Genomic DNA, 8,343 nt, shown 5'->3' on the forward strand with positions numbered 1-8,343 from the left:
ATAAATTTAGAGACAGCGCTTAGTCAAGTAATGAAGTCAATGTCAGAAACTATTCGTTGAGCGCTATAGAATATAAGCCTCAGCATAATAGTTGAGGCTTTTATATTTATTTGGCAATTAAATTAGCAGTTGATTATATTTTGTTATAAAGCCCTGAGTTTTTATATTCACTCGCTTTTTCTTGCATGCCTTGGCTGAGTGCATCGTTATTATTTAAGCTTTGCTGCTTTGCATAATCTCTAACGTCTTGGGTGATTTTCATTGAGCAAAAGTGTGGGCCACACATAGAGCAAAAATGTGCGACTTTATGCGCTTCTTTTGGCATGGTTTCATCATGCATAGAGCGAGCTTTTTCAGGATCTAAACTTAAATTAAATTGGTCATCCCAGCGAAATTCAAAACGCGCTTTTGATAAGGCATTGTCCCTGATTTGGGCACCTGGATAACCTTTGGCAATATCAGCAGCATGGGCAGCAATTTTATAAGCGATCACACCGTCACGTACATCATGTTTGTCTGGTAAGCCTAAATGCTCTTTTGGGGTGACATAACATAGCATAGCTGCACCGTACCAACCGATCATGGTGGCGCCAATACCTGAGGTAATATGATCATAGCCTGGAGCGATATCTGTTACTAATGGGCCAAGGACATAAAAAGGAGCCTCAAAGCAATCATGTAGTTCTTTATCGACATTGTCTTTGATCAATTGGGCTGGAATATGTCCAGGGCCTTCGATCATGGTTTGTACGTCATGTTCCCAGGCGACTTTCGTTAGCTCGCCGAGTGTTTCTAATTCAGCAAATTGGGCTTTATCATTGGCATCGGCGATAGAGCCTGGACGAAAACCATCACCGAGGGAAAATGATACATCGTAGGCTTTCATGATTTCACAAATGTCATGAAAATGTGTGTATAAAAAGCTTTCTTTATGGTGAGCTAGGCACCATTTTGCCATGATCGAGCCACCGCGGGAGACGATGCCCGTCATGCGTTTGGCTGTTAGTGGAATATGACGCAATAAGACACCGGCATGAATAGTAAAATAGTCTACACCCTGTTCAGCTTGTTCGATCAGGGTATCCCGATAAATTTCCCAGGTCAGCTCTTCTGCTTTTCCATCGACTTTTTCCAGTGCCTGATAAATTGGTACGGTGCCGATAGGAACCGGTGAGTTGCGTAAAATCCACTCACGGGTTTCATGAATGTGCTTTCCTGTGGATAAGTCCATAACATTATCCGCGCCCCAGCGAGTAGCCCAAATCATTTTTTCTACTTCTTCGCTGATGGATGAAGTCACAGCAGAGGTGCCGATATTCGCATTAATTTTGACGCGGAAATTACGGCCGATAATCATTGGCTCGATTTCTGGATGATTGATATTTGCCGGAATAATCGCACGGCCACGAGCAATTTCGGTACGGACAAATTCAGGGGTAATCTCTGCTGGAATATTCGCGCCAAAGTGTGCACCTAAGTGCTGTGAGGTTAAAGCCTGCTCTTGAATATCTTGGCGGCGGGCATTCTCACGAATAGCAACATATTCCATTTCAGGGGTGATCATGCCGCGTTTGGCGTAATGCATTTGTGTGACATTATGACCCGTTTTAGCACGTAATGGTTTGCGAATGCGCTTAAATTGCGGCACTTTCCATTGTTCTTGATTTAGATGCTGTTGAGTGAAGTTTGAGCTGTAACTGGTCAGTTCCTCAGTATCATTACGCTCTGCTATCCAAGCGCTGCGGGTACTAGTTAAGCCTTGACGCAAATCAATATGAATAGTGGGGTCAGTGTAGGGGCCGGAGGTATCGTAGAGTGGGATGTCTGGATTTTCTTCTATCCCATGCTCTAAGGGTGTATCGGTTTGCTCTACTGCACGCATGCTGACAATTAAGTCATCACGTGAACCTTGTTGGAATATTTTTTTTGAGCCGGTAAAAGGTTGGCGTAAGCGCTCAGCGACACTAAACTCTTGGGATGGATTAGTGGCAGCACGATGATTATTTTTTATAGACATGGATTTAAAATTCTCCCCAAAATTAATGAGATAGGGAGGGAATGGGAATGCAGGAGACCTAGTATTTAAATAACAGCGTAGGTATAGCGCTATATTTGTGCAAGGTGCCTAGCAAAGCTTCCCTCCGTCGGTGTTAACCGAATCAGGTTCTAAGAGACTCTCTCAATCCAGTATTTAGTTTTCTGGATACCCCTAGCTTTACCCTGGTTTATATCCTAAGGGTGGATGAATGTAAAGGTTTATCGCTAAAATAGCGAGAGAGCAGGCGCGGGTGCTCGAGGGAATTGAATATATTTGAGTCATTATTGAGAGGGAGCCGTGATGGAAAAGATAAATTTATACACAGCTGAACAAGTCAGGTCATTAGATCAGGTGGCAATGCATGAATTTAATATAAATAGTTTTGAGCTGATGCAAAAAGCAGGTGCTCAAGCTTTTGCATATTTACAAGAGCATTATCCAGCAAAGAATCAACTCCTTATTTTTTGTGGTCAAGGTAATAATGCAGGGGATGGCTATATTGTTGCTGCGCTTGCTAAGCAGGCAGGTTGGCAGGTTTTCGTTCAGGCCTTAAGCCATATAGATAAACTCTCTGGTGATGTACACAAGGCGGCAAAGCTGGTTGTCAAGGCTGGAGTGGTTATCTCTAGCTTAAACTGCTCTGAACAAATATGCACAGAGCAGACTGTGATTATTGATGCGTTGCTGGGTATAGGCTTTAAAGGTAAGTTACAGGGGGATTACTTAAGGGCCATTCGCTTTATTAATCAATTGACTCATCGGCTAGATGTTGCGTGTGTTAGTCTAGATGTTCCTTCCGGTTTGGATGCGACGTGTGGTGTGTGTAGGCAAGAGGCAGTGCGTGCACAGCAAACGATTACTTTTATTGGTAATAAGCAGGGCTTGTATACTGGTGATGGGCCTGAGTATGCTGGGCAAGTCATTTACCGCTCTTTAGGCTTAGATGCGGCTCTTTATAAAAAAGAGCCTGTTAATAGTATGTTATTGCAGCAAACGCCGGAGTTATTGACTCAGCGCCATAAAAATAGCCATAAAGGTGATTATGGTCATGTATTGGTGATCGCTGGTGGCTCAGGTATGCTCGGCGCTGGGCTGATGGCAGCGACGGCGGCTTTGCGCTCGGGGGCGGGTGTGGTCAAGCTGGCAACGCTAGAGTCACATGCACGGCTTGTATCCTTATATCAACCAGAGTTAATAAGCTATGGCTTGAATGAGCACACTCGCAGTGATGCATTATTGGAGCTGATCAGCCCGGCGGATACTTTATTGATCGGCTCTGGTTTGGTTGATAGTGCCTGTGGTTTATCGGTGATGGATAGAGTGATACGTCTGGCGATGTCGCTAAATAAAGTATTAATTTTAGATGCAGGTGCATTGACCTGGTTAGCTAAAAATCCATTAAGTTATGATAACTGGTTATTAACCCCACATCCTGGGGAGGCAGCTCAATTATTAATGCGTACTAGTGAGCAGATCCAAGAGGATCGTTTTCATGCTGTTTGGCAATTACAGCGAAAATATCAAGGCTGTGTGATCTTAAAAGGTTGCGGTAGTTTAATTGCAGATAATGAAAATAATCATACCTATGTTTGTCCTTATGGTAATCCAGGGATGGCGACGGCTGGGATGGGGGATGTGTTGGCAGGAATTACTGCTGGGTTGGTATTTCAATTAAAGTCGATTCGTCTTGCAGCTCAATATGCTGTTACTTTACATGCGGGGATAGCGGATCGCTTGGTATTGCAACAAGGTGAAGCAGGTTTACTTGCTACGGATATTATTCAGGAGTTAAGAGTCTAAGGTTTAATCTATTGATTTTAAAGTGAGAGCAAGCCTGAATTGACAGTTGAGATCTAGGCTGGCATGCTGCCGTTTTTTAGGAGGGTCATATGAGAGTTATTTCTGCCAATTTAAATGGGATTCGAGCAGCAGCACGTAAGGGCTTTTTTGACTGGTTAAATCAGGTAAATGCGGATGTTATTTGTATTCAAGAGACGAAGGCACAAGAACATCAATTGGAGGATAAACTCTTTAATCCGCCAGGCTACTATCGTTATTTCTTTGATGCAGAAAAAAAAGGCTATAGCGGTGTAGCAATTTATAGTAAAAAAAAGCCAGATCGAGTGCATACGGGCTTGGGCTTTGAGATTGCTGATACGGAAGGGCGTTATATTCAAGCAGATTTTGGCAAGCTTAGTATTGCGTCTTTATATTTACCTTCAGGTTCTTCTTCTGAAGAGCGTCATGAACGTAAATGGCAATTTATGCATTACTTTATGGAAATATTAAAAGGTTATCGGGGCGATGGGCGGGAATATATTATTTGTGGTGATTGGAATACGATTCACCAAGAAATTGATATTAAAAATTTTAAGTCAAACCAGAAAACCTCAGGGTGTACACCTGCTGAACGTGCATGGATGGATGATATTATCAATGATGTGGGATTTGTTGATGCATTTCGCTTGGTTAACTCACACTCGGACCAATATACGTGGTGGTCAAATCGGGGTCAGGCGTGGGCCAAAAATGTTGGTTGGCGTATTGATTATCAATTGATTACACCGGGTTTAAAAGATCAAGTAGCTGGTGAAAGTATTTATAAAGAAGAGCGTTTTTCGGATCATGCACCATTGATTATTGACTATAAAGATTTAATTGGCTTAATTTAAAAGGCGTGTAAATGTTATTTAAGTAAATTGAGCAGGGAGTTAACTTTTGATTTGATGAGGGTAATATAAAGCAAACTGAGTATAAACGCGGTATAGTGAACAATAAGTAAAACTTGGGAGGATATTATGATTTCAGGTGCGGGTATTGTCGTAATTGTCTTGGTTGTTTTGGCAATTACTGTGATATTAATGGGCGTTAAAATTGTCCCGCAAGGTAGTGAGTGGACGGTGGAGCGTTTTGGTCGTTATACACATACTTTAAAACCAGGACTTGCCTTTATTATACCAATGGTTGATAGCGTTGGTGCTAAGCTTAATATGATGGAACGAGTCTTAGATATTCCATCACAGGAAATTATCAGCCGTGATAATGCGATGGTACGTGTTGATGCTGTGGTGTTCTTCCAGGTGATTGATGCCGCTCAGGCAGCTTATGAGGTCAACCAGTTAGAGCATGCGATTCGTAATTTAACGATGACTAATATTCGGACCGTTTTAGGTGCGATGGATTTAGATAGTATGTTGTCGAAGCGTGATGGTATTAATAGAAAGTTACTCACGGTGATTGATGAGGCGACCGGCCCTTGGGGAGTGAAAGTTACACGCATTGAAATTAAAGAGATCGCACCACCTTCTGATTTAGTAGATTCGATGGCTAGGCAAATGAAGGCTGAGCGTGATAAGCGTGCGGCGATTTTAGAGTCTGAAGGTTTACGTCAATCTGAAATTTTGCGTGCAGAAGGTAGTAAGCAAGCAGTGATTCTGGCTGCAGAAGGAGAAAAAGAGCAGGCATTTCGTCAAGCAGAAGCACGTGAACGTTTAGCTTTAGCTGAGGCGAATGCGACTGAAACATTGTCTAATGCGCTAAGTACGGGCAATGTTCAGGCGATTAATTATTTTATTGCTCAAAAATATATAGAAGCTTTGTCTACTATTGGCTCAGCAGAAAATCAAAAAGTTATTATGATGCCATTGGAAACTAGTCAATTGATAGGTTCTGTCGGTGGTATTGGGGAAATTATTAAAAGTACCTTTAAAGAAAATTAATTTGTATTAATTTAGGAGTTACTTATGGAGCAGCTATTAAATCAATTGCAATATTGGCATTGGCTAAGTTTTGGTATTGTCTTAATAGTGCTCGAGGTGCTTGGTGCGGGTGGAATTTTGCTTTGGAGTGGTGTTGCAGCGTTAATTGTTGGCATTATTTTATGGGCAGTGCCAATTGCTTGGGAAATACAACTTTTATTATTCGCTGTACTTAGTATAGCAGCGGTTATTATCTGGCGTATGTACTGGAAAAAGCACCCTGAAAAAATTGAACGTCCTCATCTTAACCAACGTGCGCAACGTTTAATTGGTCATGAGTTTATCCTACCTGCGTTATTAAGCCCTGGTGAATCGATACAGGTAAAAATTGCAGGTACACAATGGAAAGTTGTTAGTGAAGTAAAAATTACAGTAGGAAGAAAAGTACGAGTGGCTCAGGTGCTTGCTAATGAAGTACATGTTCAAGCTGTTGATGAGTCTTAAATGCTTAATGATTATTTGCTTGAAAATATTAATCAGCTATTGATTTATTCTAAGGCTGCTGCTAAATCATGAGGGTGGAGTGCGAGCCTTTGGTTTCTTTCAAAAAGTAAGGCTGCTTCTGCTATCTTCTCAGGTTTAAAGCCTGAGAAATAGCGTTTATTCCTGCGATCTTGAAGGTTTAAAAAATATCTGCTATCACTTTTTGCTCCATACCTGGCGAAACTGCGGATATCTCGTTTACGAACTGCTTCACTATTCGGGGAGATTTCTTCTTTAAGTAAGTAATATTGAGGTTGGTTTAAAAGCTCGGCAAGCTGGCCTATTATTTCTGTTTTATTCGTTTGGCAAGCCGATACAATAAAACATAAACGTCTTACTGCATTACAATCGCTAAAATTCGTATCATTCTCTTGATTTAGGTGATCAGTAATATTTTTTAATAAATGTGCCTTTAGTATTGGTTTAATATTGGTTGATGGCTGCTTGGGGTTAACTAAGCCGTCGGCGAGTTGTGGAGCTTGTGCAGCGTGCTTTGCTAGAAATTGCCAGTTGGTTTGACTCGCTAATCCTGCTTGTTGCAAAGTATTTAGAGCCTCAGTTAGGTTTTGAGCATATTGGGAGTGATTGCTAAGAAGTTGCCAGTTGGTTTGACTCGCTAATCCTGCTTGTTGCAAAGTATTTAGAGCCTCAGTTAGGTTTTGAGCATATTGGGAGTGATTGCTAAGAAGTTGCCAGTTTGCTTGGTTAGCTAACCCAATGATTCGTAACGTATCCAGGCCATAAGTCAAATTCGAGGCATATTCAGCATGATTAGTAAGAAGCTGCCAATTCACCTGATTAGCTAACCCAGCTTGTTGTAATGCATGTAAGCCATAAGTTAAATTTTCGGTATATCGGATATGATTGATAAGAAGTTGCCAATTTTCTTGGTTAGCTAATCTAGTTTGCCCTAACGCACTTAGAGCATAAGTTAAATTTAAGGCGTGTTGAGTATGATTGATAAGGAATTGTTGATTCTCTTCGCTATTTAATCTTATTCTGGTTAGCATACTTAAAGCAGCCACTAAATCTTTGGCATATTTAGCATAAGTTAAAAAGTTGATTTCACTTTTACTGGGAAGCTTTTCTTTAAACTTTTTTTCAGAAACAACAGTGACTTCAACAATAGATGGGTTCTTTTGGTTATTGTCAGTAATTGTTAAATATTCATCAAAGGTTAAAGGAGTAAATGTTGTTGACCGTGTTATTGGGCAGAATTTTAGCTGGTTAAAGGCTGCCTTTTCGATACCACGGATGGAGTATAGGTTGCTATTTTTGCCGTCATCTTTTTGTGATTTTACTGCATATATCTGTACTTCTCTTGGGTTTAATTCATCTAGCGTAATTGGGCATTCAAATTTCATTATTGAATCTCTAATCTTTAACCTCTAACTTTAGACAGTAGGAAGGTTGGTTTCTATTGTTTGGATATATCACATAATTTTAGTATTAATCTGGTATATTTATTTATTAAATATAGTTTTTTTAATTAGATTTTTAATAATTTAAGTTTTAACTTAATATATAATATTGTTATTAACATATGATAGATTAATTTTTTTTATTATGTCTACTATTTTTAATGATATTAATTAATGTATTTTTTGTGGCTTTATTTTTTAAATTTAAGAGTGGTTAATGAAGGTGCTATGTGAGGCCTACTATTCACTGTGATAAATAATTTTTTTGCTAGTCTGTGGTAATAGTATGACTATTATATAGTGATTTTTTATAAATATAAATAAAAAACAAATATTTTATATTTTGATTTAATTGGTGTTTTATTTTTCTGGGTGAATTTTAAAAATTCTAGAATATAAAAATTTTTAATAAATGTATAATTTAATCGCTTAGGATTTCATTAGATATTGTGCGGAGTTCCAGAAGCTTTTCCTAGGATGAGGAGAAAGACTTAAAATATGAGAGAATCCGCACGAGAGCATTAACCTAAGCAAGATACAAAAGAATCAAAAGATTCTTTCGCTGCGAGCCATGGAGTGCTAAGCACGGGGTGAGTAGGCCGAGGTAGGTTCGGGTTTTTAGCAGAGCGGAGTTGCGAAAGAC

Annotated in this window: 6 protein-coding genes and 1 riboswitch; of the genes, 4 read left to right on the top strand and 2 right to left on the bottom strand. The window is 39.9% G+C overall.

The genetic code is table 11. From position 1 onward, the window contains the following. Positions 1–133: 133 nt before the first annotated feature. Positions 134–2,017 carry a phosphomethylpyrimidine synthase ThiC gene (gene thiC / locus C200_RS02260; protein WP_016211188.1) on the bottom strand — a complete coding sequence of 628 codons (1,884 nt, stop codon included), beginning with the start codon at positions 2,015–2,017 and terminating at the stop codon, positions 134–136. 102 nt (positions 2,018–2,119) lie between these two features. Further along, a riboswitch (TPP riboswitch) is annotated at positions 2,120–2,221 on the bottom strand. Positions 2,222–2,338: 117 nt separating this feature from the next. Here thiC and C200_RS02265 point away from each other — a divergent pair. The 4 genes from C200_RS02265 to C200_RS02280 all read left to right on the top strand — a co-directional run bounded on the left by C200_RS02265 (position 2,339) and on the right by C200_RS02280 (position 6,240). Beyond that, positions 2,339–3,838, top strand: coding sequence for a bifunctional ADP-dependent NAD(P)H-hydrate dehydratase/NAD(P)H-hydrate epimerase (locus tag C200_RS02265; RefSeq protein WP_016211190.1), 1,500 nt, complete (start codon positions 2,339–2,341; stop codon positions 3,836–3,838). 89 nt (positions 3,839–3,927) lie between these two features. Then, positions 3,928–4,710 (top strand): exodeoxyribonuclease III, encoded by a 783-nt coding sequence (locus C200_RS02270; RefSeq protein WP_016211186.1) that lies wholly within the window; start codon positions 3,928–3,930, stop codon positions 4,708–4,710. 126 nt (positions 4,711–4,836) lie between these two features. Beyond that, on the top strand, positions 4,837–5,757 hold the full coding sequence (locus C200_RS02275) for an SPFH domain-containing protein (RefSeq protein ID WP_016211187.1): 921 nt from the start codon (positions 4,837–4,839) through the stop codon (positions 5,755–5,757). A 24-nt stretch (positions 5,758–5,781) separates the two neighbouring features. Continuing rightward, a complete protein-coding gene (locus C200_RS02280) occupies positions 5,782–6,240 on the top strand; it encodes an NfeD family protein (protein ID WP_016211189.1) in 459 nt (152 codons plus the stop codon). A gap of 44 nt (positions 6,241–6,284) precedes the next feature. Here C200_RS02280 and C200_RS02285 read toward each other — a convergent pair whose 3' ends face one another. Beyond that, positions 6,285–7,643: a hypothetical protein gene (locus tag C200_RS02285; protein WP_016211192.1), complete on the bottom strand. Its 1,359-nt coding sequence runs from the start codon at positions 7,641–7,643 to the stop codon at positions 6,285–6,287. Positions 7,644–8,343: the final 700 nt, after the last annotated feature.

This window comes from Piscirickettsia salmonis LF-89 = ATCC VR-1361 (assembly GCF_000297215.2).
In the GTDB taxonomy this organism is placed as follows: Bacteria; Pseudomonadota; Gammaproteobacteria; order Piscirickettsiales; family Piscirickettsiaceae; genus Piscirickettsia; species Piscirickettsia salmonis.